Origin of the sequence: Methylocella tundrae (assembly GCF_038024855.1) — a bacterium.
In the GTDB taxonomy this organism is placed as follows: Bacteria; Pseudomonadota; Alphaproteobacteria; order Rhizobiales; family Beijerinckiaceae; genus Methylocapsa; species Methylocapsa tundrae.
In genome coordinates this window covers 3,543,473-3,565,537 of sequence record NZ_CP139089.1, presented here as the reverse complement: position 1 = coordinate 3,565,537, position 22,065 = coordinate 3,543,473, and the positions used below count along the sequence as shown (strand labels likewise).

The following is a 22,065-nucleotide window of genomic DNA, read 5'->3' as shown; positions in this document are numbered from 1 at the left end:
GGGCTCCGGCGATCCCCAGTCATACTGGCGTGGACAGCACGACGCGCCATGTCGTGGAATTTCATCATGCCGCGCCGCAGGGCGCGGTATCGGGATGTCGGTTAACACCGCGCACAGCGCCTGCTGCCAGCCGCCAGTCGATGCGGCGACCTACAATCTGATCGGACTTAGCATTCAAGCCGGCGCCGGCGACCGGGTTGGCGAAATAAAAGATCTGTGCTCGAGAAGGGACGGCTCGTCGGCTATATTTTATCGGTCGAACGCAACACGATCGGACGCGCGGCTCGCGCCGCTTGTTCTCTCTTTGTTCGATCGTTATAAAATCTGCCGGTCTAAATTGACGCCGGCTCACGAAGCTTCTCCCGTTCCGCGAGCTCTTCATCGGTCAGGCGCGCGTCGTAAATAGAGCGCGAGTCGATCGTTCGCGAGACTATCGTCGCGGTGATCGCCGCCACCAACAGCGGCGCAATGAACGTGCGATCATGGCCGGTTAGCTCGATCATCAAAACCACCGCCGAGATCGGGCCTTGAGTGGTGGCGGCGATCACCGCGCCCGCGCCGATCAGCGCGCAGAGCCCCGACGGCACGCCGGGAAACAACCATGTTGAGAGATGGCCCAGAACAGCGCCCAGAAGCGCGCCGAGCGTGAGTGAAGGCGTAAACAGGCCGCCGGGCGCGCCGCTGCCCAGACACATGGCGGTTGCAATGGGTTTCAACAACAGCAACGCCAGAAGCAGCGGCGGCGCCACTTCGCCATTGAAGGTAAGTTGCGCAAGGTCCTTGCCGTTGCCCAACAGCTGCGGGAACCAGATCGAAGCCGCTCCAAGCAGCGCCAACACAAAAGATGGGACGACCAGGCGCAACCAGCCCTTCGGCCTGGCGCGATCGGCCAGCGCGATCATCCGCACAAAACCTACCGACACGACCCCCGCGATCGGTCCAGCAATCAGCGCCCAGCAAATAATCGACGAGCCGCTTCGGTAGGCTGGAATGATATAGGTGGGCGCGTTGGGAAGGGCGACCCATGACACCATGGCGGCGACCACCGAGGCCGCCAGCGCCGGCAGCACGAGACGCAGGGCGAGGACGCCGCGAAGCACTTCAATGGCGAATAAAGCGCCGCCCAGGGGAACATCATAGGCGGCCGCCATTCCAGCGCCCGCGCCACATGCGACGAGGAGCCTGCGCTGCTCATCGGAGAAGCCGCCCCGGTCTGACAGGACATTTGCGATCACCGCGCCAGCCTGCTTCGGCGCGCCCTCCCGTCCGAGCGACGCGCCGAGTCCGACAATCACTTCCGACAGGACGGCGCTGCCGATGCTGCGCCAAACAGGAACCCGGCCGGCGGTGAACCAGAGCGCCGTGGTGATTTCAATGCCGTTGCCCGCGGTCAATTTCACGAGAACCATCTGACCGACGCCGGTCAGAAGCCCGGCGCCCAACAGAATCAATACGCGCCGCCAAGGGTCGGTCCGCGTCGCCGCCTCAAGAAGGTCCAGGTTTGGCGGCCACGCCAGATGCTGGACAGCCGATAGCAGCGTTATCAGCGCCGCCGCGCTGAGTCCGGCGCCAATTCCAGTCAGGATGACGGCGGTCCAAAAGGTCGCCGCCCCGGGATGCCTCAAGGTGGCGGGTATGCGGCCATCCGTCCCGGCTGGGCTGTGTTCGGGAGGCCCTCCGCTTTTCTGCCGCATTGTCTGCAATGTTACCGATGAAGTGACGGCGCTGGACCACGCAGCCCAAGGAAACCGCTTACGCGCTTACCGTCAAGACAGGCGAGGCCGGCATTGGAATGTCGCGCCACGGCGCTCCCAACGCCCGGCGACGATCGGGCCGGGGATATTGGTTATCGACAAATGAAATTTGTGATTTGACACCATTGGCGCTCGCCATAATGCTGCCACATTCGCTCAAGTGAGCCCTATTTCTTTTTGGCCGCCTCAACGGAGAGTGACGCCATGAATCGACGGGCATTTGTGACATCCGGCCTGCTATCGGCCGGGTTTCTCGCCATCGCCGCGGGAGCGGCGCACGCGCTGACAGGGGTCGCGCCACCCGACCATGCGCGGCAGACGGGCGATCAAGACGTCGAGAAAGCGTGGTGGCGGCGCCATTGGGGCTGGCGTCGCCGCTGGAGATGGCGTCGGCGGTGGTGAACGCTCGAATGTCGCCAGCTCTGAAATCGTCGCCACGACCCAGCGCGGAATGCGTTCAGGCAGAATCGCATTCCGCTCCGCAAGGCCTTTGTTTTACCGCCTGATGTCGGCCTAAAAACGCTGGCTCTTCGGCGTCATGCCCTAGCGCCGACCGCCGCCATGGCCTCCCCCGCCGTGGAAGCCGCCACCATGGCCGCCGCCGTGGAACCCGCCGCCGTGCCAGCCGCCACCACCGCCGTGCCAGCCGCCACCGCCGCCGTGCCAGCCACCGCCGTGCCAGCCGCCGCCATGCCAACCGCCGCCGCGCCAGCCATAGCCGCCACCGCCCCAGCCGCCGGGAACGCCCCAGCCACGCCAGCCATAGCCGCCGCCCCAGCCAAAGCCCGGCCTGAAGGCATAACCGCACCAGTACCAGCCCGGGCCTCTCCAGCCATTGGGGTACCAGCAATAGTTGCGGCCACCCCAAAAATACTGAACATGCTCAAGGGGCAAAGAGCCATCCCTTTGGGCGATGGCGCCAAGGCCGTTGAACGACGGCGCCGCTACGGCGCTCCCGCTTGCCGCCGCGCCCGCGGCCAGCGCAACAGCGGCCGTCATGCTCATCAATCGACGCATTTGCCTCTCCTTGATGTTCCGTCCCCGACGCCGACCTGCTTGGATCTTCGAAAAACCCGGTCGCCCGGTGCGGGATCATGCGCGGAAACGAAGAAATATGAACCATGTTCAATCAATTTTTGAGCGATTCGTCATGGCGGCCGATCAAAACGCTCGTTTTTGGAAGCGTGGCGCCTTAAGCGCCGCGCCATTTCGCCGACGCGAACACCTCATTTTGAGACGGACGGCGCCAAGTCGAGCGGCTTAGCCGCGACGACCGCCGCCCGATCCGCCTCCACCCGGGCGCCCACCGCCGTGCGCGCCGCCGGGTCTGCCTCCACCGGGCCTCACGGCCTGTCCGCCCCCGGGTCTGCCGCCGGGCCTGATCATCTGGCCGCCACCTGGCCTTCCACCCGGTCTAACCACATGGCCGCCGCCCGGCCTCGCGACTGGACGGTGGTGGATATGGCGAGGAGGCGCGCGCCAGCCGCGCCAGCCCGCGCCGCCACCCCAGCCAAAGCCGCGCCGCCAAGCGTAGCCGCACCAATACCAGCCGGGTCCTCTCCACCCGCCGGGATACCAGCAATAACGGCGTCCGCCCCAGACAAATTGAGCTTCGTCGAGCGGCAGGACGCTATCGCCGTAAGCGATCGCGCCGAGATTGGCGATCGGAGTCGCCGCCGCCTCGCTTACCCCGCTCGCGGCGACGCTCGCCATCAGCGCGACCGCGGTGACCATCCTCTTCCATGGCTGCATTTGCTTTCCTTCAAGCTTCACTATCCAAACAGCCCGCCCCCAGCGCTTTGCGCGCGTCTCTATATGCCGCATTGAAGATGAATGGAAAATGATCGGTTCGGCGGCGAAGCTTAAAAGCCAATGATTTTCCAACGCCCTCGCGTCAGATTTTGCCTTTTCCGGCAATTTTGCGCGCTCTCTTGCCCAGCGTTCGCAGCCGCAGCGCGTTGAGCTTGATGAAGCCGGCCGCGTCGCGATGATCATAGGCGACAGCGCCTTCCTCGAAAGTCACAAGGTCCTGATCGTAAAGCGAATAGGGGCTCGAGCGGCCAACCACGGCGGCCGAACCCTTATAGAGTTTCACGCGCACGCGGCCCGCCACGAACTCCTGGCTTTTGTCGATCAGCGCCTGCAGCATCTCGCGCTCCGGCGAAAACCAGAAGCCGTTGTAGATCAATTCGGCATATTTCGGCATCAGCTCGTCCTTGAGATGCGCCGCGCCGCGATCGAGCGTGATCGACTCGATGCCGCGATGGGCGAAATAAAGGATCGTGCCGCCCGGCGTTTCATACATGCCGCGCGATTTCATGCCGACGAAGCGATTCTCGACGAGATCGAGGCGGCCGATGCCATTGGCGCGCGCGAGTTCGTTCAAGCGGGTCAGAAGGGTCGCCGGCGACATTGGCTGACCATCAATGGCGACCGGGTCGCCTTTTTCAAAGTCGATCTCGATATAGGTCGGCTTGTCGGGCGCGTCTTCCGGATTGATCGTGCGCGAATAGACATAGTCCGGCACTTCCTGCGCCGGATCTTCCAGCACTTTTCCTTCCGAGGAGGCGTGCAGCAGATTGGCGTCGACGGAAAATGGGGCGTCGCCGCGCTTGTCCTTGGCGATCGGGATCTGGTTCGCTTCGGCAAATGCGATGAGGGCCGTGCGCGACGTCAGATCCCACTCGCGCCAGGGCGCGATCACCTTGATGTCCGGCTCCAGCGCGTAATAGGACAATTCGAAGCGCACCTGGTCGTTGCCTTTGCCGGTCGCGCCATGCGCCACCGCGTCGGCTCCGGTCTTTTGCGCGATCTCGATCTGCTTTTTCGCGATCAGAGGCCGCGCGATAGAGGTTCCGAGCAGATAAAGCCCCTCATATTGGGCGTTGGCGCGAAACATCGGAAAAACGTAGTCGCGCACGAATTCTTCGCGCAGATCCTCGATAAAAATGTTTTCCGGTTTTACGCCGAGCAAAATGGCCTTGTCCCGCGCGGGGGAAATCTCCTCGCCCTGGCCGAGATCGGCAGTGAAGGTCACGACTTCGCAGCCGTAGGTTGTCTCCAGCCACTTCAGAATGATCGACGTGTCGAGCCCTCCCGAATAGGCGAGGACGACTTTCTTAACGTCTGATCTTTGCTGCGGCATTTTGTAACTCTCAGGTGGCGCTTGCGAGGCGGGAACGATGCCGCGCGACTATAGTTGCGGAGCCTTTTGGCGCAAGGGCGGGAAGCCGAAGGATGACTCTGCCGAGCCGCCCGCGGGGGGCGGACGGAACCGCGAGACGTATTATGGATGGCCCGTTCGGGCGCGCCGGCGTGATCTGCGCGAACGCTTCGGCGATGATCAGGCCGTGAAGCGCCGCTCCTACCGCTGGACCGAGCGCGGCGCCTTGGACAAGTGTCTCGAGGCGCTCACCGCGCTGCACGTTTCCAGTGATCCGGCCCCTTCGACATGCATCGCCGCGACAGCATTGCTTATGGCCCGGCGCCTAATGCAAGGTTTGACTCGTCAGCGCCATCTCCGGTGAATTTTCACCGTCGGCAAAAAAGGTCCAATACTTAAGCTGCGCCATAATTCGCTGCAGTTCCCGGAGAGCGACCAAATCTAAATATTGGTCAGAATCGTGGCTAATCTGGCCCGCTTCATAAAGATGCTGAAGCTCAGTAAGTTTCGCGACAATCTTTTCACGGAGAGTCCGGCCGGAAGACATAATGAAGCTCCGTACTATCAAAACAAGTGACGCCCAAAAGAATGACTTAATGTCGAATATTGTCATTCATGGTTCAGCGCAATATTGCAAGTACAACCTATCGTTGTTCTTATGAAATGATATGAATGAAGAACGAATTAAGCTTGTCACCTGAATGCGAGAGATTTACATGGCCCGTTTGGGTAAAAGGTTCTGCACGCCCCGCGCTCTACCGCGTCGCCGTTGTGACGGGCGATTTCGATCTCGATAGAGCCGTCTTGGAAAACGCTAAAGTGATTGCGCATTCCGCTCAGCAGCGGCCGTCACGGCGTCGCCTTTTCAGGCAGAACCCCCGCGCGCCCTTGCGTATCGGACGGCGGGGGCAGTTCAGCAAAGAACTACCGGAGGCACGATCGTTGGGCCTTGAAGGAGATCGGGGCGGCTTCAAGGGGGTGGCGAAACGGTCCGGTTCCTGCGGGAAGGGCCCGCCTTGTGTCCGGACCGGGGGAGATCCGTCCACGATCAATTTACGATCGCGCGGCCGCGGAAGTTTCAACCGGGCCTATCCGCGCGTCCGAAGCGCCCTCAGGCGCTTCGGACGCGCGGCCTGATTGTTTAGTTCGCGCCCTTGATCCGGCTCAAGCTCAGGGCGCTTCCCATTCGCTATGGTGTTTGACGCGCGTTTTTATCGAAGCCGCCGCCTCCTGGCGGTTCATAAGGAACGCTCGCGCCGAGACTTTATTGTTCCAGCAAATGGTGCTTATATGCAAAAGCTTTGGCGTAACGTGAGCAGCAAAATGTCTCAATCCATTCCGTTTGCTCGACGCCAGCTTGGTGCGGCGCTCGCCTGTGTCGCGTTGATCGCCCTGCCGCTCTGCGCCCGCGCCGACGACACCGCCAAGGGCAAGATCATCGCCAAGCGCTGGTGCGCCTCCTGTCATGTGGTCTCGAGCGATCAGACGAAAGGCAACTCGGACGCGCCGAGCTTCTCGTCGATCGCCGACGACAAGCTGACGCCAAAAACCCTTAAGGCTTTTCTGAGCTACCCGCATCCCAAAATGCCGGACATGAATCTGTCGCGCAACGAAATCGGCGACCTCGTCGCCTATATCCGCACGCTCGCTCGCTGAGCGACAGCGCGCGGTTGCGCCTTGGCGGGGACGGCCATAAGCCGGTTTACTGTGTGGCCCTGCCCGGCCGCTTGCGAACAAATAGCAACCCGGCCAGGGTCAGGAGAGTAAATCCCGCGCCGGCCAGGAACGTGCCTTCGGGGCCAAATACATCCCATAGCGCGCCGGCGACGAGGCTGGCGACCAGCAACGCCAGCCCTGTGACCAGATTGAACATGCCGAAAGCGGTTCCGCGCAATTCGGGGGCGGCGGTATCGGCGACCAAAGTCGCGAGCAGGCCCTGTGTAAAGCCCATGTGCAGTCCCCACAAAAACGCGCCGATCCCAACGCCGGCGACGCCGGACGAGAAGGCGAGCGTGACGTCAGCGGCCAGCAGGAAGATAAGGCCGATGGTCAACACTGCATATCGATCGACGCGGTCCGACAGCACGCCGGCGGGATAGGCGGAGGCCGCATAGGCGACGCTCATCACGACCATGACCGCCGGCACGAGCATAAGCGGCAGGCCGGTCGACTGGGCGCGCAGCACCAGGAACGCCTCGCTGAAACGGGCGAAGGTGAAGACGGTCGCAACGGCGACGACCCGCCAGTAATCCGTCCCGAGCCGGGCGAGTTCGGCCCTTCTCAGCGGCATGCTGACGCGGCGTAGATTCGCGGGACGTTTGGGCTCGCGCACGGCGACGAGGAGCAGGCCAAATGATATAAATGCCGGAATGACGGCGATCCAGAAAACCGCCTTGAAATGATCCGCGGTCAGCCACATCAGAACCATTGCGCCGATGGGGCCCAAAAACCCGCCGATCGTGTCGAGCGACTGGCGCAGGCCAAAACTCGCGCCGCGTAAATGCGCTGGACTGATGTCCGCGACCAGGGCGTCGCGCGGGGCTCCGCGAATACCCTTGCCCACTCGATCAATGAACCGCGCCGCGATGAGCCACTGTACCGTCGCGGCCAGCGGAAAAATCGGCTTTGTGAAAGCCGCCAGACCATAGCCGACGCCGGCGAGGAGTTTGCGCCGGCCGAGCCAGTCGCTGAGGGCGCCGGAGAATATCTTGGTGATCGACGCCGTCGCTTCGGCGACGCCTTCAATGAAGCCGACGGTCAGGACCGAAGTTCCAAGCACCGTGACCATATAGACGGGCAGCAACGCGTGGATCATCTCGGAGGAGATGTCCATGAACAGGCTGACGAAGCCGAGCGCCCAAATCCCGGCGGGAAGCGCGCGCCATCCTCTCTGCGGCCCTGAAGCGTCAACGGTCATCGTTTGGTTGCCGGTTGTTCGTGCATCTCTAGTCCCGGCCGCTTCCGCCGGCGCGCGGCCTCCGGCGGCGGATCGCGCCGCGATCTCCTTATAGCGGCCCGCGGACGGTTTCCACCAGCGGGTGAGCGATGGCCGCGCAGACCGCCGAGCGAACTCTCTTCCAGGCGAAGCGTCTGCCGCAGGCTTCAAACATGTCTCCAGCGATCGCAAGGCCAAGACCGCTCCCCGTCTCCCAGAGAGGAGACGCTCCCCCTGCGGCGCCTTGTCTTCGCGGCCAGCTTCGAACACCGGATGACGACAACGGCCGGAGCGTCGTTTTCCGCTGAGGAGAACCGGTCCTGGCGCTGGCCGCTCCGCGCCTTCAGTCCGGCGGGCTTCGGGACGCCGAGAGCGGAACGCGTTCAAGCGGAATCGCATTCCGCTCTTTAAGCCCTTGTTTTACCGCATGATGTGGGCCCGAAAAGTCTGCAACTTTTCGGCATCATGCTCTAACCGCGCGCTGGGACGTTTCCCTTGCCGGCCGCGCCGGATTTGCCGCGCCCCTGCGCTTGAACCTCGGCGTCCCAATTGGCGACGACGTTCTGATAGATGTCCTCCTCCTGCGCATTGTGCAGCCGCACGAGGGAGTCGATCGAGTCTATGATGCGCTGCGCGTCCCGCACGATGTACCGGTCGGATTCGTCCGCATGGAGTCCATCCGCCAGCCGTCCCAAAAGCCTTGCCTGATGGAGGATCTCGCGATGGGCGCGGCTCATCGCGGACAGGCCGTGCTTGTTGGAGAAGACGCTTGCGAGCTGCGGATAGACAGAGCCTTCGTCGTCGCGCTCGTGGGGAACGATGTCGTTGTCGACAATGCGATTGGCCTCGATAATCAGGCCGACAGCCGCCTCGCCCGCGGCGTCATCAAGGGCGTCCGCGATCTGGCGCAGGCGATCGAGGCGCATTTTGAGGTCTTCGTGGTCCTGCCGCAGAGCCCGCGCGGCGGCGGCCGGCATCGCGGCGCGCTCGGATCCGCGCCCCTCGCCGAGCGCCCGCAGCGCGTTGAGGATCACTGCGACGTCGATGGCCTCCTGCGTCAACGCCCCGGCGACCGGGGTGAGCCAGCCGATCGCCGCCGCCGCCATGGCCAATCCGGAAAGCCCCATTCCGACGATGATGCTTTGCACTGCAATGGCGCGGGTGCGCCGCGCGATGGAGACCGCGTCGGAAACGCGGTCCAGCCGGTCGATCAGGATGACGACATCCGCCGCCTCCGACGACGCGCTCGCGCCGCGCGCCCCCATGGCGATGCCGACGTCCGCCGCCGCCAGCGCCGGAGCGTCATTGATGCCGTCGCCGACCATCACGGTCGGGTTCAGCCGCTGCTCGGTCGCGACAGCCTCGACCTTGTCGGCCGGCGCCCGATCAGCGAGGACCGCGTCGAGGTCGAGCCCCGCGCCGATCGTCTCCGCGGAGTCCGCGCGGTCGCCCGTCACCATGACGATCCTCGATACGCCGGCGGCGCGCAAGGCCAGGACCGCGCGCGGCGTCTCGGGCCGAAGCTCATCCGCAAGCAGCAAAGCGGCTACGATGCGCCCGTCCACGGAAACGAACACGCTGAGGGCGGAGCGCCAGGACGCCCGCCGCAGCGCGCGAACCGCCCAAGCCTCGGGGCGGCTTCCGCCAGAGACGAGCTGATGCGAGCCGACGCAAATCTTTCGCCCGTCGACCACGCCCTCGAGTCCCGATCCCATCGTCTCGCGGACCTCGGCCGGGATTTGCAGGGAAAGACCTTTACCCAGAGCGGCGGATACGATGGCGCCCGCCACGACATGATGCGACGCCTGCTCGAGAGAAGCGGCCAGCCGGAGCGCCTCATCGGAATCCGCGCCCGGCGCGGCCTCGATCGAGACCAGCCGCGCGCCGCCGACCGTCAAGGTGCCGGTTTTGTCGAACATCACCGTATGCGCGCGCGCCAGCGCCTCCAGCGGTCCGCCCCCCTTGATGAGAATGCCGCGGCGCGCAGCGCGCGAGGTTCCGGCGATAAAAGCGACGGGCGCGGCGAGGATCAGGGGACACGGCGTCGCCGCGACGAGAACGGCGAGGCCGCGAATGGGATCGTGCGAAAAACCCCAGGCGGCGCCGGCCAGCGCGAGCGCAACAGGCAGGAGAAGCAAAGCGTAGCGATCCGCCATCCGGATGAAGGGCGCCTTGGCTGTTTGCGCCGCGGTGACGAGACCGATGATCGCGGCGTATGTGCTTTCGCCCGCGGTCGCCGAAGCCTTCATCTCGAAGGTTTCGCCAGCGTTGACCGTGCCGCTGCGCGCTGCTTCGCCGGTGCGGCGCGAGACCGGCATCGGCTCGCCGGTAAGGGCCGACTCGTCAAGCGACGCGCCGGAACTGGTGATCAAGCCATCGACCGGGACAATCTCGCCGGCGCGCACGAGGAGCGTGTCGCCGATCGACACCTCGTCGATCGGCGCGTCCTCGAAAGAATCCTCCACCCTGCGATGCGCAATGCGAGGCGCGCGGTCGACGAGCGACTTAAGCTCCCGCTCGGCGCGCCCAACGGCGAAATCCTCGAGCGCCCCGCCGCCCGCATACATGACCGCGACGACCGCCGCGGCCAATGGCTCGCCGAGGGCGAGCGCCGCCGTCATCGACACGAAGGCGACGGCGTCTACACCCGCTCGACCGGAAATCAGGTCCCGAATGATTGAGACGGCGAGGCTCGCGGCCACGGGAATCGCGCCCGCCGCCCAGATCCAGCGCGCAAGATCCGCGCGGCCAGAGAAGGCGGCGCCGAGCCCACCGGCGAGCCCCAACAATGCGATCGCTATCAGGGCGCGTCGGGCCAGCCGTTCATTGAACATTTCAGTGGTTCTTTGGAGCTCTCAAGCCTCGACCCGGGCCTGACGACATAGGTTTACGCTGACGGCTGTCGATGATCTCGCTCAATTGCGCGCGGTTCGCGTTGAATTCTCCGGTCGGCGACGCCGCAGTCAGAAAACCATCCCGCCCGCTCTTCCCATCTTGGTCGGCTTCGCGGATCGTTCAAGGTCTGTTGGGGCTGCCTGGCGCGGGGGCGGCCCGGCAGGATGCCGCGCCATTGCCAGGGCTCCGGTATCGCCGACGCCGTCCGTTGCAGCGGTTCCCGCTGATCCTCGCGACGCCTAACCGGCCAACACCTCCCGCTCCTTCAGGAGACTGGCCAGCCGGGCTTCCTGCTCAGCGATGCGGTCGGCTGTGAATGTCTCGTCCTCCGCTCCGGAAAAGCCCGCGGCCTGTTCGATGAGTTCGCGGAGATTCTCCCGGATCGCGGCGATGCGTTCGTCGAGTTCGACGAGGGTTGCGGCGTCAGACATTGTGCCTCCTGTGATGCTCCGCTTACCGCGACCGAAACGCGGCGGACCAGCATACATTGCCGCGCTGAGCGTCAAAAGCTCGTTTCGCGCCGGTCTCATCCATGCATGGAAGCCCATACCGCGGCGCCGCCGCCGGAAACGCGGCGCTCGGTTGCAGGCGACCCGACTGCCCCTAAAGGCGTGACTGAAGCGCCAATCAAGACCCGCGATTTTGATCGGACAGCCGATTGCGGACAATTGATTTCTCAGCGCCAGAGCTTCTCCCTTTTATATAGCGCTGCTCACGCGCGGGCTCGCGCTGTTCCGCGTGCTTGCAAAACTCGACCATGCGATCCACGGCGCCGGTAGTGGATAAGACCGCGGAAGCAGAACAATTCGCTACCAACGCCTGCCCCAATTCCATCTCCGCCCGGCGCGGCCACGAATGAGCCCGACGATCAGCAGCAATAGCAGAGCGCCGACGGTGGCGCTGAGAATCGCCGCAATAATGCCGGAGCCGAGATGAATGTTGAGCTGAGGTAGCAGCCAACTCCCGATGAAGGCGCCCACGATTCCAATGATGAGATCGCCGACGATTCCAAACCCGGCGCCGTGCATGATCTGGCCGGCAAGCCATCCAGCAATGAGGCCGACCACCAATATGATCAGGAGACTTTCACCCGACATGTGCATCTTCGTGTCCCTCTATATCCATTCGAGAGCTGGACAAAGCATAGGGCGCGCGGGATCAAAAGGACCTGGGCCGCTACAGGCGCCCCATTTAAGCGTACGACAAATCAGTGACGGCGCCGGCGCGCATAGTCCATCTCGTTCGCCCACACATCTTCATTAACATACTGCACGAGCCGCTGGCGCTGACGGTCATCGAGCGAGTCATACAGCGGTTTGGCCGCCTCCGAGATTTGGCGCAGGTTAGCTGACTGCACCGCGAGCGCGTCGGCCTCGCTCTGCATCGCTGTGATGTCATCCTGCTTCGGATTGTTACGCGCGTCGCGCTCCGCCCGGGCGGCGACATCCGCGCGTTCATCTGTAGCGGGAGGGGCCGCGGCGGTGGGTGTTTCGCTGGAGGAGCGGCCGGCCTTAAGATTAGGCTCGCCTGCCAGGTTCTGCGCGCGCTTGGCGGCAATGTCGTGTAGTGCGGATTCAACTCCAGGCCAATTTTTGGCCTGATCAGCCGTCAGCCGAAGGTCGGCTTTAAGATCAGCGATGCGCGCGTCGGCCCGGTCGACGCTTTGATTGATTGAGAGTTCGGGCCGTTCAGTCCGATGGTCTCGATAGCTCCGGCCGTAAGCGGTATATGCCGAAGGAACGACAATGGCGGCAGCCATTCCTATAACTGCAAGCCTCGATCCGATTCGCTTCTGCATGATCTTCTCTCCTGTCTGGTTTCCGATGTTGAAACAAATAGGGTTCGCTCATGCGACAACATTCTCGGCCTTGCGGTCCGAGTGTCCGAATGTGGTGATGTTCAGAAATTGCGCCCGAAAGCCAAGCCCGCGGCGAACCGCTGTGTCGTTTCGTACCGCGAAGTCAACGCGCGACGGGGTCGACGGTTCATAATTAAATCCCCGCTCTTCCAAAAAAATAGATGCGGTCCTGTGCCCTTCATTTCAAATGAAAAGTTCTATCCAAGATCCCTGCTAGTGTAGCTGCTCGGTCCGCGCCTATAACACTTGCGGATTGCTGCGAATTCTCTGACGAGCACGGCGGCGGCGGCGCGCCGTGATCGATGGAAGCCTTTGGCGCGCCGAACTGGCGCCGCCGACAGGACAAGGCAAAGGCTGAAGCGCGCCTCATACGAATCGAAAAGCGCCTCGACCGCGCCGCGGCGCGATTTTCACCGCCGCCGGCGTCGAGCGCATCGCGGAGAACGACGACGCTCCCAGGGCGCGCCTGAGGAAAAGTTATTAATTTGCCGGGCAAGCAGCGGCGCTTTTCCTCGGCTCCGGTTCATGGCACTATGCTATATGCAGAAGCGCGCCGCCCGTACCTATACCGTTATCGTTCGGCCATGCTCAATTGATAAAGGCACATATCGGTGGGTCATCTCGTCGTCGGACGGCGAACACGAGGAGTTCTCGCCATGCTCCTATTTTATCAAAGCAGGGGCAAAGACTGCCGGCGAATATAGGGTGCGGGCGCTGACCGCCGCGGACGCCGCCCCGATCCCTAGCTGAGCCGCTCCTTGAGCTCGTTATCTTCGCGGCTGCCGCCTCGCTCGAAATCTGCGCCGTATAAAAACAGTGAGCAACGAGATTAAAAATCCACCGTAGATCGGCCAGCAGAACCGTCGTCACTGAAGCGGGGTTGCCCTCGATCCGCGTACAACAAGCGCCTGCCTTCGCTCAACGATCAGATGCGGGGATTGAGCTCATCGCTGAGAATGGCGGGCGCAGGCGTTAGATTGCGGAAGGGCTAATGATCGCGAGCGAGCAGACATCGGGCATGGGTAGTGAAGAGGAAATGGGACTTGAGGCGCAGAATGCTAACCTCCGCAGCCTCCTGGCGCAGGCCGGCATCGATGCGGCGGAGCACAAAGTCGCCGACCGGCTGCAACGCATCCTTTTGGACGAACTTCATCACCGGGTGAAGAATACGCTCGCAATCGTCCAGGCGATTACGAACCAAAGCCTGCGATCCGCGGAAAGCCTTGAACAAGGCAGGGAGGCGATCGAAGCGCGCCTTGCGGCCTTGGGACGCGTGCATGACCTGCTCTTGCGAACCAGTTGGGATAGCGTAAAGCTGGCGGACCTGCTTAAGATGGCGACTGCGCCCTTCGATACCCTCGGCGCCGGTCAGTTCTTTATTCAGAGCACGAACATAGAAGTCGCCTCCGGCGCCGCGCTTCCCCTCGCCATGACCCTCAACGAACTCTGTACGAACGCGGTCAAATACGGCGCCTTGTCAACGCCTGAAGGGCGGGTCGAGATCACGGCGACGGTTGATGAACGCGCCAAGCAATTTCAACTTGCTTGGGAAGAGAAGGGCGGTCCGACCGTTCACGCGCCGACGCGTCGTGGTTTCGGGACGCGTCTGATCGAACGGGGTTTTGTGGGGCAGCTTCAAGGAGAGGCGCGGTTGACGTTTGCGCCAGGTGGGGTCGTCTGCAAACTGGATGTTCCACTCGCGGCCCTTCAGCCCATAATTTCAAACTGAAAACGATGAAGGACCGGGGGCAAGCTTCGGAAAAGCAATGCCGTGAGCCTTTTTGTCCAGAACGAACGGACCAAGCTAACGCCGTCTCAGGCGGCGCCGTGGCGGCCGGCATGATCCAAAGAACAGATAGGTTCGCAATTCGAGGCTTTCGCGCGGCGGCGCATCAGGGCGGTCCCGGCTTCTTTTGCCGCGAGGCGCGGTCTGAGTTTAGAATTCAACGATCGCGACGCCATGCGAAAGGGCCGGCGGAACCACGCACTGACGGAAGCCGTGGCTCGCGGTCACGCTCAAACTGCCGGCGGATTTGACGCGAGTTCCATAGGCGCCAATCGTCCTTCATCCGGCATGAACAACCTCGGGTTCGCAAACGCCGGAGGAGCGAATGAAACGCCGGGCGGCCGAAACGGCGCTACTTTTTTGCCGCGGCGGCAAGGACTTTGCTTAAGACGTCGAGCGTTCGTTCGATGTGTTCGGACGCCAGTCGACACGCTAGTTTGGAATCGCGGGCGAGCGCCGCTTTCATAAGACCTTCATGCTCGGCGTGAACGTCGCGCCGCACAGGCCTGCTCGTCAGCGCAATGCGCCTGTAACGTTCAGACTGCTGGAACAGAATGCCGTGGAAATGGTGCAGCCAACGCGAGGGGCAGGCGGCTATCAAGGCGCGATGAAAATTTCGATTGCGATACTCGAAATCATCGCTTTGCGTTTCAGGCGTCGCCCCGAGTCTTTCTTCGACTTTTGAGAGGTGATGATAGGCGGCGACGATATCGGCCTCCCAAGAATCATCGCCTAACTCGATCGCCTGACGTAGGGCCTCGGCTTCCACAAAGACGCGATTGCGCGTCAGATCGGCGAGATCTTCAATCGAGATCGAGGCGACGCGGAAGCCGCGCTGCTCCTCCGAAATAACGAGCGCTTCGCCGACAAGACGAATCAGCGCCTCCCGCAGCGTGCCGGCTCCGACATTGTAGCGCTCCTTGAGCAACTCGACCATCAGCTTGGTCCCGGGCGCCAGATCGCCACTCAGAATGTCCTGGCGCACGGCGCCATACGCCGCTTCGACCAGGCTGCGCGCCGAGACAGCCCCGTTCGCGCGGCCAGATAACGCGTTCATTTCATAGCCCGTCGTCATCTTCAGCACCTGAGAGAGCAAATGAACAAGCCGTCGCAAAAACAGCTTATTTTACTGGAATTATTCGTAATAATACCAAATTTCGTGATTCATATCAATAACTGACGCCGCCTTAAATTATCGCATTACGGCCTCGGCGCCGATTTTAGCGGACATCAGGTTTTTACTTATATTGAAGATAATTATCCTGAAGAACAAAAATGAGATCTAACGCAATCGAAAGATCGAACAAAGCTGCGCTTAAGCCTGTTGTCTAAGAGCCATTTCGAGTAATCCTGCCGATATCGGCGCCCGTCAGCGCCTCAGAAAGTCGATGACCAGCCGATTAAAGCGGTCTGTATGCTCGATCTGCGTCCAGTGTCCGCAGCGGCCGAACATGTGCAGCTCGGCATTCGGAACAAGCTCGAACAGACGGCGGCTGGCGGCTGGCGGGATGACGCGATCTTCACGGCCATGTATGATCAATGTCGGCTGGACCAGCGCGGCGATATCCGCCTCGCTGGATGCGAGATCGTCGACCCCACGCTGACGGGGGGCTGGAAACATCGACGAGAAAGACTCCTGAAAGCCGGGACGGATGCTGGCCTGGTAACGCAGCTCCGCCAGTTCGTCGCTGACGAGTTCACGATTGGAGGCGAAAATGTCGAGCAAGCCGCGCATCGCCTCAAGCGACGGCTCATAACCCCAAACGGCGTCAAGACCAGGCGTAATCGGAAAATGCACGCCGACGCTTCCCATCAGCACCAAACGCCCCACCCGCTCCGGATGAGCTATGGCGAAGGCGAGCGCCAAGCCGCCGCCGAACGAATTGCCTACGATATCGACCTGCTCGAGGCCGAGGGAATCCAGGAAGTCGGCAAGGTGTCGAAGCCACAGCTCTTTGCCGTAGGCGACGCTTTTCGGCCGCTCCGTGAAGCCAAAGCCAACCATGTCGGGCGCGATGACCCTGAAATGCTTCGACAGCGGACCTATGTTGAGCCGCCAATTGGCCCAGGCCGAGACGCCCGGCCCCGAGCCATGAATCATGAGCAGCGGCGCGCCCTCGCCCTGGTCATGATAGTTGGTCGAGATCTCGCCGGCGGCGATCGACTGGGCGATCTCGGGATTGACGGCGACATTCATGTCCATTCTCCTCAAACGTCTTAAGCGGGGATCTAATCCCGATGAAAGACAACATCAAACCCGACGTCCGCCGCGCCGTCGCCGACCCGGAGAATCGCGGCTCCCATTTAGAACTTGGCGGCCACAAATGGTTTGGGCGGTTGATCGACCCACAACGGAAATGCAAGCTGCGTGTAGACGCGCCAGCCGCCAGCGAAATTGCGCGTGTAGACGGAATCGGTGACTATGACCTTGACGCTCGCGGGACCGAAGTCGTAGCCAGCCAGGCCACCGAGCGCGACATCCTCTCCGTAGGCGCAATATCCCGCCGGTTTGGAGCCGCAATTGCTATCCGCAGCGATTTGGTTGACGCCATAGGCGACCGCGCCCAATTCCCATTTGTCGAATTTCTTTGCGAGCGTTAGATCCGTGTGAAGATAGGCGCCGTCGGTCACGCCGGTATATGTATTCGCGGTATTCACGCCAAAGCGAAACGAGGACGTTATATTCCACCCATCGGCAAGATAGCTGAATGAAACGCGAGGCTCGATCGTAACGATGGGCTGGCCCCAATTCGCCAATCCGGTGGCGCCCGAAATTCGTCCGGTTGGAGGAATCACATCAAGGCCAAGGGCGCCGAAAAAACCTGGCGCCAGCTCCCATGACAGGTTGAAGGGATTCAGGATGATATTGTGCAGGCCGGCCGGGTTGGAAATGATCGCGCCGCCGGGCTCATAGAAGGAGCTCGTAATCATCGGTTGAATGACAGTCATTGACCATGTGGCGCCAAGGATCGTCCAAGGCGTCGACCAGGTCAGGACCGGGACATATTGGCCGAGATCGATTTTGGCGCCGACTTCGCCCAGAGAAGCGCCCGCAGGTCCCGCGGTGCCATGTCCGGTAAAGACGTCGGTGCCATAGTTTCCAAGGTTGGTGAGATAAACGCCGGGCGGCGGGTTCGCCCCCATCGGCAGGCCCAAGGTGATCCCCGGAAACGTCCCGACCAGATAGCCTGCTTCCCATGCGGCCGCGCGCTCAACAAGGACTCCACACGTGAGCGCGCTGGCGACAACGCCGGCAATAACGCGCATTGCTCTTTTAGACATCGTTTCCCCCTGAACGTTTTTTCGAATGTTGATTAGCGAATTCGGCAATGGCTGCTGCAGGCGAAGAGGACCTTCATGGCCAACCACACGACGTCATAACTTCTGGAAAAGCCGGGCATTGGTCTTCTCAAGCACGATCGGAGACGGCGCCAAGGCGCTTGATTGGCGACGGCCGGAAACGGGAGCCGTCCACACCCGCGACGTCGCCCCGAAAAAGCGGCCATGGGCATCAAGGAACAGAAAGCTGTCGCCGGGTTTTAGCCGCTCGTGGACATAATCGGACTCATCCGGCGCGCCGCGCTCGAACTCAGGGAAGAGGGTTGACACTGTTGCAGGAGCGCAAGCGTAAGCCCTAGGCGCTTGCGCATCGTCGAGCGCATTGCGCCTTCCGAAGGCTGCCGGACGCCCATCTCTCCCCTCCCCCGCTGCGACGTGGGACGCGCTTCAGGGCCATCCCATTCTTATGGCCTTTTATCGGCCGGGCCCGTCGGAGGAGTCAATAGAAATCTCGAGATTATTATAAACTATGCAAACTCTCGTATTTATCTGTAATCTGCCGTTTATCAGAGATTGAGGGGGAATGCGGGCGGTTCTTGCTCCATTGTCCCGCACTCCTGCGTGTCGTCATCCACCATTGGCCAAGTGCGCGCCCTCGCGCGCCGACCAACACGAGATGGTTCTGGAAAAGGCAATTGGAGAGTCGCGCCATTTTAAAGAAAGGCGCTGGCGCCAAGAAATCCGATTTTATCTGAAATCTCGAAATTATCATTGACAGCTTTCGGACGGCGCTGGATAAAGAACGCGTCGAGCCGTAGAGCATCTGAAGCTCCGACGATTTCGGACTGAATCAAATCCAGAATCATGAAATGATATTGATTCCAATAAGTTAAAGCATGATGCCGGTCCAAAAAATCTGCGGCTTTTCGGCATCGCTCTAAAGAATCCGGGAGGATGAAATGGGCCAATTTGCGCCCGGGCCAGCTTCGGGCAGACGCCTGACGGACAGACGGACCGATCTGGACGGAATTTCCGCCCGGCGAGAAGGCGTCAAGCGGGTACGCGACGCCAGAAAGGCGATTGAGGCGGCTTACGGCGGCGGCCGTTGAAGACCGGGTGCTTCATCATCACTGTTGAAGGCGCGGGATCGACGTCCTGCCTGGCTAGCGAACGTGTTCTTGTCGCGCTCGAAAAGGGCCAGGGTTCGGGCAGACTTCGGGGTCTTCCCTGCAAACTGCCTGTTGGATGTCGCCGCGGCGGCTGTGGCGTCTGTCGCGCCAGAGTGCTCGAAGGCGAATACCGAAGCGAGCCTATGAGCCGCGCCCACATCTCGGAAGTGGACGAAGCCGACAGGCTCATTTTGTCCTGCTCCGTCTATCCGCTCAGCAATCTTCTGCTGCGCCTCGAAACACAGACTGTCATCAAAGAGAAAAGGCCAAATGGCCGATACACCAAGGAGGAATGAGCATGGCTCAGACAGGCGTATTGCGACCCGGATTCATTCAGTTGCGCGTACTCGACATGGCCGCTGCGGTTGAACACTACACCAATCGTATCGGACTGCATCAGGTGACCGAGGGTCCCGACGGCCGCGTCTATCTGAAGTCGGCCGATGAATTTGATCACCACAGTTTCGTCCTGCGCCGCGCCTCCGAAGCCGGCGTCGACCTGATGGCGTTCAAGGTTCTCAATGACAGCGACCTCGATATGTTCGAAAGGCGCATCGTCGAATACGGCTTTCCGGTCGATCATGTCCCCGCCGGCGAGCAGCCCGGCGTCGGCCGACGCATCGGCTGGACGATCGCCTCCGGCCACCGCATCGAACTCTTTTCCCATGCTGACCAATCCGACCCGAAGCCCGCGATCGAAAATCCGGGGGTCTGGCTGGAATGTCCGCACGGCATGCGCGCGCGCCGCTTCGACCACGCCCTGTTTTATGGTCCCCACGTCGACAAGAATCTCGACTTCTTCACCAAAGCGCTCGATTTCCGTTTGGCCGAGCAGGTCGAGACGCCCGACGGCGTGTTCGCCATCTGGCTGAGTTGCGGCATGAAGGCCCACGACATCGCCTTCGTGAAATATCCCGAGCCGAACAAGCTGCATCACGCCGCTTTCGAACTCGAGAACTGGAACGACATCGGCCACGCGGCAGACATCCTCACCCACTACGATATGTCCCTCGACCTCGGTCCGACCCGCCACGGCATCACGCGCGGACAGACGATCTACTTCTTCGATCCGTCCGGCAATCGCAACGAGGTCTTTTGCGGCGGCTATACCTATTATCCGGACCATCCGACCCGCACCTGGGACGAGGCTCACATTGGCAAGGCGATTTTCTACTACGAGCGCGTCTTGAACGAAGCTTTCCTTTCGGTCGTGACCTGACGAGGCGGTAAGACAAACCATGACGATCTCCCATATGATGGCCACCGTCACCTCGGCGGCGGCCAGCCAGGCCGTCGCCGCCGCCGTCGCTCATGCGGCGAAACGCGGGGCCGCCGTGGTGGCGGCCGTAGTCGATGTGAGCGGCGACCTTGTGGCATGTCTCAGGGCGGACGGCGCCTTTTCCGCGTCCGTTGAGATCGCGCGCGACAAAGCCTGGACGGCCGCCGTCTTCAAGACCTCCACCGATGATCTCGCCGCCGCGCTTTCCCATCGGGAGGTGCTGCGCGAGGGGATCGCATTGCGTCCGGGGGTCGTCCTGTTCGGCGGCGGCCTGCCAATTGTCGAAAATGGCCAAATCGTCGGCGCCATCGGCGTTTCCGGCGGCTCGGAAGACGACGATCGCGCCGCGGCGGCGGCAGGACTTGCAGTCCTCGGCCCGACTCCCGCTTGAAACCTTAGAATTCCGCCGCCAGCGGCCGTGCAAGGAGATTGCCCATGACCATTCACCAGCTTTACGAGCGCCGCCCTCTCGGCCAGTCGAGCGCGCGGCGAGACGCCGCCCATTTCATCGACGGCGCGTTCACCCAGGGGACCACAGGCAAGAGCTGGGAAAACTTCCACCCTGTCGACGGCAGCCTGATCGGCCGCGTGCCCGAGGGCGGCCGCGCCGAGGTTGACGCCGCGGTGACGGCCGCCCATGCCGCCCTGCGCGGGGATTGGGGCCGGATGAGCGTGGTGGAGCGCACCGACCTGCTCGGCGCCGTCGCCGATGAGATCAACCGGCGCTTCGATGAATTCCTTGAAGCTGAATGCCTCGACACCGGCAAGCCGATGAGTTTGGCGTCGCATATCGACATTCCGCGCGGCGCTGCGAACTTCAAGATGTTCACCGACGTCGCCAAGACGGTCGCGACCGAATGCTTCCCGATGACGACGCCCGACGGCGCCGGCGCCCTCAACTATGCGTTGCGGCGTCCTCGCGGCGTGATTGCGGTCATATCGCCGTGGAACCTGCCGCTTCTGTTGATGACCTGGAAGGTCGGCCCGGCGCTGGCGCTCGGCAACGCCGTGGTGGTGAAGCCATCTGAAGAAACCCCGCTCACGGCGACCCTCCTCGGCGAGGTGATGAACAAGGTCGGCGTGCCAAGGGGAGTCTACAATGTCGTGCACGGGCTCGGCCCGAATTCGGCCGGGGAGCTCCTGACCCAGCACCCTCGCGTCAACGGCGTCACCTTCACCGGCGAGACCCGCACCGGCGAGGCGATCATGCGCCAGGCCGCGCACGGCATCCGGCCGGTATCCTTCGAACTCGGAGGAAAAAACCCCGCGCTGATCTTCGCCGACGCCGATCTCGACAAAGCGGTCGAAGGCACCATGCGCTCGGCTTTCTCGAATTGCGGGCAGGTCTGTCTCGGCACCGAGCGCGTCTATGTCGAGCGGCACATTTTCGACGAATTCGTCGCGCGCCTGAAGCAGGGCGCCGAATCTCTCCGCCCCGGTCGGCCCGAGGATCCGTCGACCGGGATCGGCCCGCTGGTCAGCAAGGAGCATCAGGCGAAGGTTCTGTCCTACTACGCCAGGGCCATCGAGGAAGGCGCCACGGTGATTACCGGCGGCGGAGTGCCCAAGGTGCCGGCCGATCTCGCCGGCGGCTCATGGATCGAGCCGACCATATGGACTGGCGCTCCAGACAACGCCGCGATCGTCAATGAGGAGATCTTCGGCCCCTGCTGCCACATCCGCCCCTTCGACACTGAGGAGGAGGCGATAGAGCTCGCCAATTCGACGCCCTACGGCCTCGCCGCAGCGGTGTGGACCGAGAATCTGTCGCGCGCCCATCGGGTCGCATCCAGAATGGATGTCGGGATCTGCTGGGTGAACTCCTGGTTCCTGCGTGATCTGCGCACCGCTTTCGGAGGCGCGAAGCAGTCGGGCATCGGCCGCGAGGGCGGCGTCCACTCGCTCGAGTTCTACACCGAGCTCACCAACATCTGCGTCAAACTCTGA

Annotated in this window: 21 protein-coding genes; 7 read left to right on the top strand and 14 right to left on the bottom strand. The window is 62.2% G+C overall.

Annotation, left to right across the window (positions count from 1 at the left end; translation table 11 throughout):
* Positions 1–332 precede the first annotated feature (332 nt).
* Complete coding sequence (locus SIN04_RS18675) at positions 333–1,694, bottom strand: chloride channel protein (protein ID WP_134491695.1); 1,362 nt, start codon at positions 1,692–1,694, stop codon at positions 333–335.
* A 264-nt stretch (positions 1,695–1,958) separates the two neighbouring features.
* Here SIN04_RS18675 and SIN04_RS18670 point away from each other — a divergent pair, with 264 nt between their 5' ends.
* Positions 1,959–2,156, top strand: coding sequence for a hypothetical protein (locus tag SIN04_RS18670; protein ID WP_134491693.1), 198 nt, complete (start codon positions 1,959–1,961; stop codon positions 2,154–2,156).
* Positions 2,157–2,297: 141 nt separating this feature from the next.
* On the opposite strand, the gene SIN04_RS18665 is transcribed toward SIN04_RS18670, so the two are convergent.
* From SIN04_RS18665 to SIN04_RS18645, 4 genes are all read right to left on the bottom strand, one after another.
* Complete coding sequence (locus tag SIN04_RS18665) at positions 2,298–2,771, bottom strand: hypothetical protein (protein WP_197732003.1); 474 nt, start codon at positions 2,769–2,771, stop codon at positions 2,298–2,300.
* 243 nt (positions 2,772–3,014) lie between these two features.
* Positions 3,015–3,506: a hypothetical protein gene (locus tag SIN04_RS18660; protein WP_244605890.1), complete on the bottom strand. Its 492-nt coding sequence runs from the start codon at positions 3,504–3,506 to the stop codon at positions 3,015–3,017.
* A gap of 142 nt (positions 3,507–3,648) precedes the next feature.
* Positions 3,649–4,899: an argininosuccinate synthase gene (locus SIN04_RS18655; protein ID WP_134491691.1), complete on the bottom strand. Its 1,251-nt coding sequence runs from the start codon at positions 4,897–4,899 to the stop codon at positions 3,649–3,651.
* A gap of 343 nt (positions 4,900–5,242) precedes the next feature.
* Entirely contained in the window at positions 5,243–5,464 is a 222-nt protein-coding gene (locus SIN04_RS18645; protein ID WP_134491689.1) for a hypothetical protein, read from the bottom strand.
* A 776-nt stretch (positions 5,465–6,240) separates the two neighbouring features.
* Here SIN04_RS18645 and SIN04_RS18640 point away from each other — a divergent pair.
* A complete protein-coding gene (locus SIN04_RS18640) occupies positions 6,241–6,573 on the top strand; it encodes a c-type cytochrome (RefSeq protein WP_134491687.1) in 333 nt (110 codons plus the stop codon).
* A gap of 46 nt (positions 6,574–6,619) precedes the next feature.
* Here SIN04_RS18640 and SIN04_RS18635 read toward each other — a convergent pair whose 3' ends face one another.
* From SIN04_RS18635 to SIN04_RS18615, 5 genes are all read right to left on the bottom strand, one after another.
* Positions 6,620–7,834, bottom strand: coding sequence for an MFS transporter (locus tag SIN04_RS18635; protein ID WP_134491685.1), 1,215 nt, complete (start codon positions 7,832–7,834; stop codon positions 6,620–6,622).
* A 488-nt stretch (positions 7,835–8,322) separates the two neighbouring features.
* Positions 8,323–10,686: a heavy metal translocating P-type ATPase gene (locus SIN04_RS18630; protein ID WP_134491683.1), complete on the bottom strand. Its 2,364-nt coding sequence runs from the start codon at positions 10,684–10,686 to the stop codon at positions 8,323–8,325.
* Between the two features lie 300 nt (positions 10,687–10,986).
* Positions 10,987–11,178 carry a hypothetical protein gene (locus SIN04_RS18625; RefSeq protein ID WP_134491681.1) on the bottom strand — a complete coding sequence of 64 codons (192 nt, stop codon included), beginning with the start codon at positions 11,176–11,178 and terminating at the stop codon, positions 10,987–10,989.
* Between the two features lie 378 nt (positions 11,179–11,556).
* Complete coding sequence (locus SIN04_RS18620; RefSeq protein ID WP_134491679.1) at positions 11,557–11,850, bottom strand: GlsB/YeaQ/YmgE family stress response membrane protein; 294 nt, start codon at positions 11,848–11,850, stop codon at positions 11,557–11,559.
* A 104-nt stretch (positions 11,851–11,954) separates the two neighbouring features.
* Positions 11,955–12,545, bottom strand: coding sequence for a hypothetical protein (locus SIN04_RS18615; RefSeq protein WP_341264130.1), 591 nt, complete (start codon positions 12,543–12,545; stop codon positions 11,955–11,957).
* Positions 12,546–13,596: 1,051 nt separating this feature from the next.
* On the opposite strand from SIN04_RS18615, the gene SIN04_RS18610 reads away from it, so the two are divergent.
* Positions 13,597–14,334 (top strand): sensor histidine kinase, encoded by a 738-nt coding sequence (locus SIN04_RS18610; protein ID WP_244605889.1) that lies wholly within the window; start codon positions 13,597–13,599, stop codon positions 14,332–14,334.
* A 409-nt stretch (positions 14,335–14,743) separates the two neighbouring features.
* Here SIN04_RS18610 and SIN04_RS18605 read toward each other — a convergent pair whose 3' ends face one another.
* From SIN04_RS18605 to SIN04_RS18590, 4 genes are all read right to left on the bottom strand, one after another.
* Entirely contained in the window at positions 14,744–15,448 is a 705-nt protein-coding gene (locus tag SIN04_RS18605) for a GntR family transcriptional regulator (RefSeq protein ID WP_134491675.1), read from the bottom strand.
* A 312-nt stretch (positions 15,449–15,760) separates the two neighbouring features.
* A complete protein-coding gene (locus SIN04_RS18600; protein WP_134491673.1) occupies positions 15,761–16,588 on the bottom strand; it encodes an alpha/beta fold hydrolase in 828 nt (275 codons plus the stop codon).
* A 107-nt stretch (positions 16,589–16,695) separates the two neighbouring features.
* A complete protein-coding gene (locus SIN04_RS18595; RefSeq protein ID WP_134491671.1) occupies positions 16,696–17,673 on the bottom strand; it encodes a SphA family protein in 978 nt (325 codons plus the stop codon).
* Between the two features lie 710 nt (positions 17,674–18,383).
* Positions 18,384–18,638, bottom strand: a complete 255-nt coding sequence (locus SIN04_RS18590; RefSeq protein WP_134491669.1) for a hypothetical protein — start codon at positions 18,636–18,638, stop codon at positions 18,384–18,386.
* A gap of 314 nt (positions 18,639–18,952) precedes the next feature.
* Here SIN04_RS18590 and SIN04_RS20325 point away from each other — a divergent pair, with 314 nt between their 5' ends.
* Genes SIN04_RS20325 through SIN04_RS18570 form a run of 4 tightly spaced genes read left to right on the top strand, consistent with a single transcriptional unit; the run spans position 18,953 to position 22,065 of the window.
* Positions 18,953–19,135 carry a hypothetical protein gene (locus SIN04_RS20325; protein ID WP_244606004.1) on the top strand — a complete coding sequence of 61 codons (183 nt, stop codon included), beginning with the start codon at positions 18,953–18,955 and terminating at the stop codon, positions 19,133–19,135.
* Positions 19,136–19,137: 2 nt separating this feature from the next.
* Positions 19,138–20,058 (top strand): catechol 2,3-dioxygenase, encoded by a 921-nt coding sequence (locus tag SIN04_RS18580; RefSeq protein WP_134491665.1) that lies wholly within the window; start codon positions 19,138–19,140, stop codon positions 20,056–20,058.
* 19 nt (positions 20,059–20,077) lie between these two features.
* Positions 20,078–20,509 carry a GlcG/HbpS family heme-binding protein gene (locus SIN04_RS18575; RefSeq protein WP_134491663.1) on the top strand — a complete coding sequence of 144 codons (432 nt, stop codon included), beginning with the start codon at positions 20,078–20,080 and terminating at the stop codon, positions 20,507–20,509.
* A gap of 44 nt (positions 20,510–20,553) precedes the next feature.
* On the top strand, positions 20,554–22,065 hold the full coding sequence (locus SIN04_RS18570; protein ID WP_134491660.1) for a 2-hydroxymuconic semialdehyde dehydrogenase: 1,512 nt from the start codon (positions 20,554–20,556) through the stop codon (positions 22,063–22,065).

Bases quoted from the DNA above. Each gene is read 5' to 3' on its own strand.
- SIN04_RS18625 (WP_134491681.1), bottom strand. From the start codon at position 11,178: ATGTCTGACGCCGCAACCCTCGTCGAACTCGACGAACGCATCGCCGCG.
- SIN04_RS18660 (WP_244605890.1), bottom strand. From the start codon at position 3,506: ATGCAGCCATGGAAGAGGATGGTCACCGCGGTCGCGCTGATGGCGAGC.
- SIN04_RS18575 (WP_134491663.1), top strand. From the start codon at position 20,078: ATGACGATCTCCCATATGATGGCCACCGTCACCTCGGCGGCGGCCAGC.
- SIN04_RS18600 (WP_134491673.1), bottom strand. From the start codon at position 16,588: ATGAATGTCGCCGTCAATCCCGAGATCGCCCAGTCGATCGCCGCCGGC.
- SIN04_RS18645 (WP_134491689.1), bottom strand. From the start codon at position 5,464: ATGTCTTCCGGCCGGACTCTCCGTGAAAAGATTGTCGCGAAACTTACT.
- SIN04_RS18665 (WP_197732003.1), bottom strand. From the start codon at position 2,771: ATGCGTCGATTGATGAGCATGACGGCCGCTGTTGCGCTGGCCGCGGGC.
- SIN04_RS18570 (WP_134491660.1), top strand. From the start codon at position 20,554: ATGACCATTCACCAGCTTTACGAGCGCCGCCCTCTCGGCCAGTCGAGC.
- SIN04_RS18615 (WP_341264130.1), bottom strand. From the start codon at position 12,545: ATGCAGAAGCGAATCGGATCGAGGCTTGCAGTTATAGGAATGGCTGCC.
- SIN04_RS18610 (WP_244605889.1), top strand. From the start codon at position 13,597: ATGATCGCGAGCGAGCAGACATCGGGCATGGGTAGTGAAGAGGAAATG.
- SIN04_RS18620 (WP_134491679.1), bottom strand. From the start codon at position 11,850: ATGCACATGTCGGGTGAAAGTCTCCTGATCATATTGGTGGTCGGCCTC.
- SIN04_RS18630 (WP_134491683.1), bottom strand. From the start codon at position 10,686: ATGTTCAATGAACGGCTGGCCCGACGCGCCCTGATAGCGATCGCATTG.
- SIN04_RS18595 (WP_134491671.1), bottom strand. From the start codon at position 17,673: ATGTCTAAAAGAGCAATGCGCGTTATTGCCGGCGTTGTCGCCAGCGCG.
- SIN04_RS18655 (WP_134491691.1), bottom strand. From the start codon at position 4,899: ATGCCGCAGCAAAGATCAGACGTTAAGAAAGTCGTCCTCGCCTATTCG.
- SIN04_RS18635 (WP_134491685.1), bottom strand. From the start codon at position 7,834: ATGACCGTTGACGCTTCAGGGCCGCAGAGAGGATGGCGCGCGCTTCCC.
- SIN04_RS18580 (WP_134491665.1), top strand. From the start codon at position 19,138: ATGGCTCAGACAGGCGTATTGCGACCCGGATTCATTCAGTTGCGCGTA.
- SIN04_RS18670 (WP_134491693.1), top strand. From the start codon at position 1,959: ATGAATCGACGGGCATTTGTGACATCCGGCCTGCTATCGGCCGGGTTT.
- SIN04_RS18640 (WP_134491687.1), top strand. From the start codon at position 6,241: ATGTCTCAATCCATTCCGTTTGCTCGACGCCAGCTTGGTGCGGCGCTC.
- SIN04_RS18675 (WP_134491695.1), bottom strand. From the start codon at position 1,694: ATGCGGCAGAAAAGCGGAGGGCCTCCCGAACACAGCCCAGCCGGGACG.
- SIN04_RS18605 (WP_134491675.1), bottom strand. From the start codon at position 15,448: ATGAACGCGTTATCTGGCCGCGCGAACGGGGCTGTCTCGGCGCGCAGC.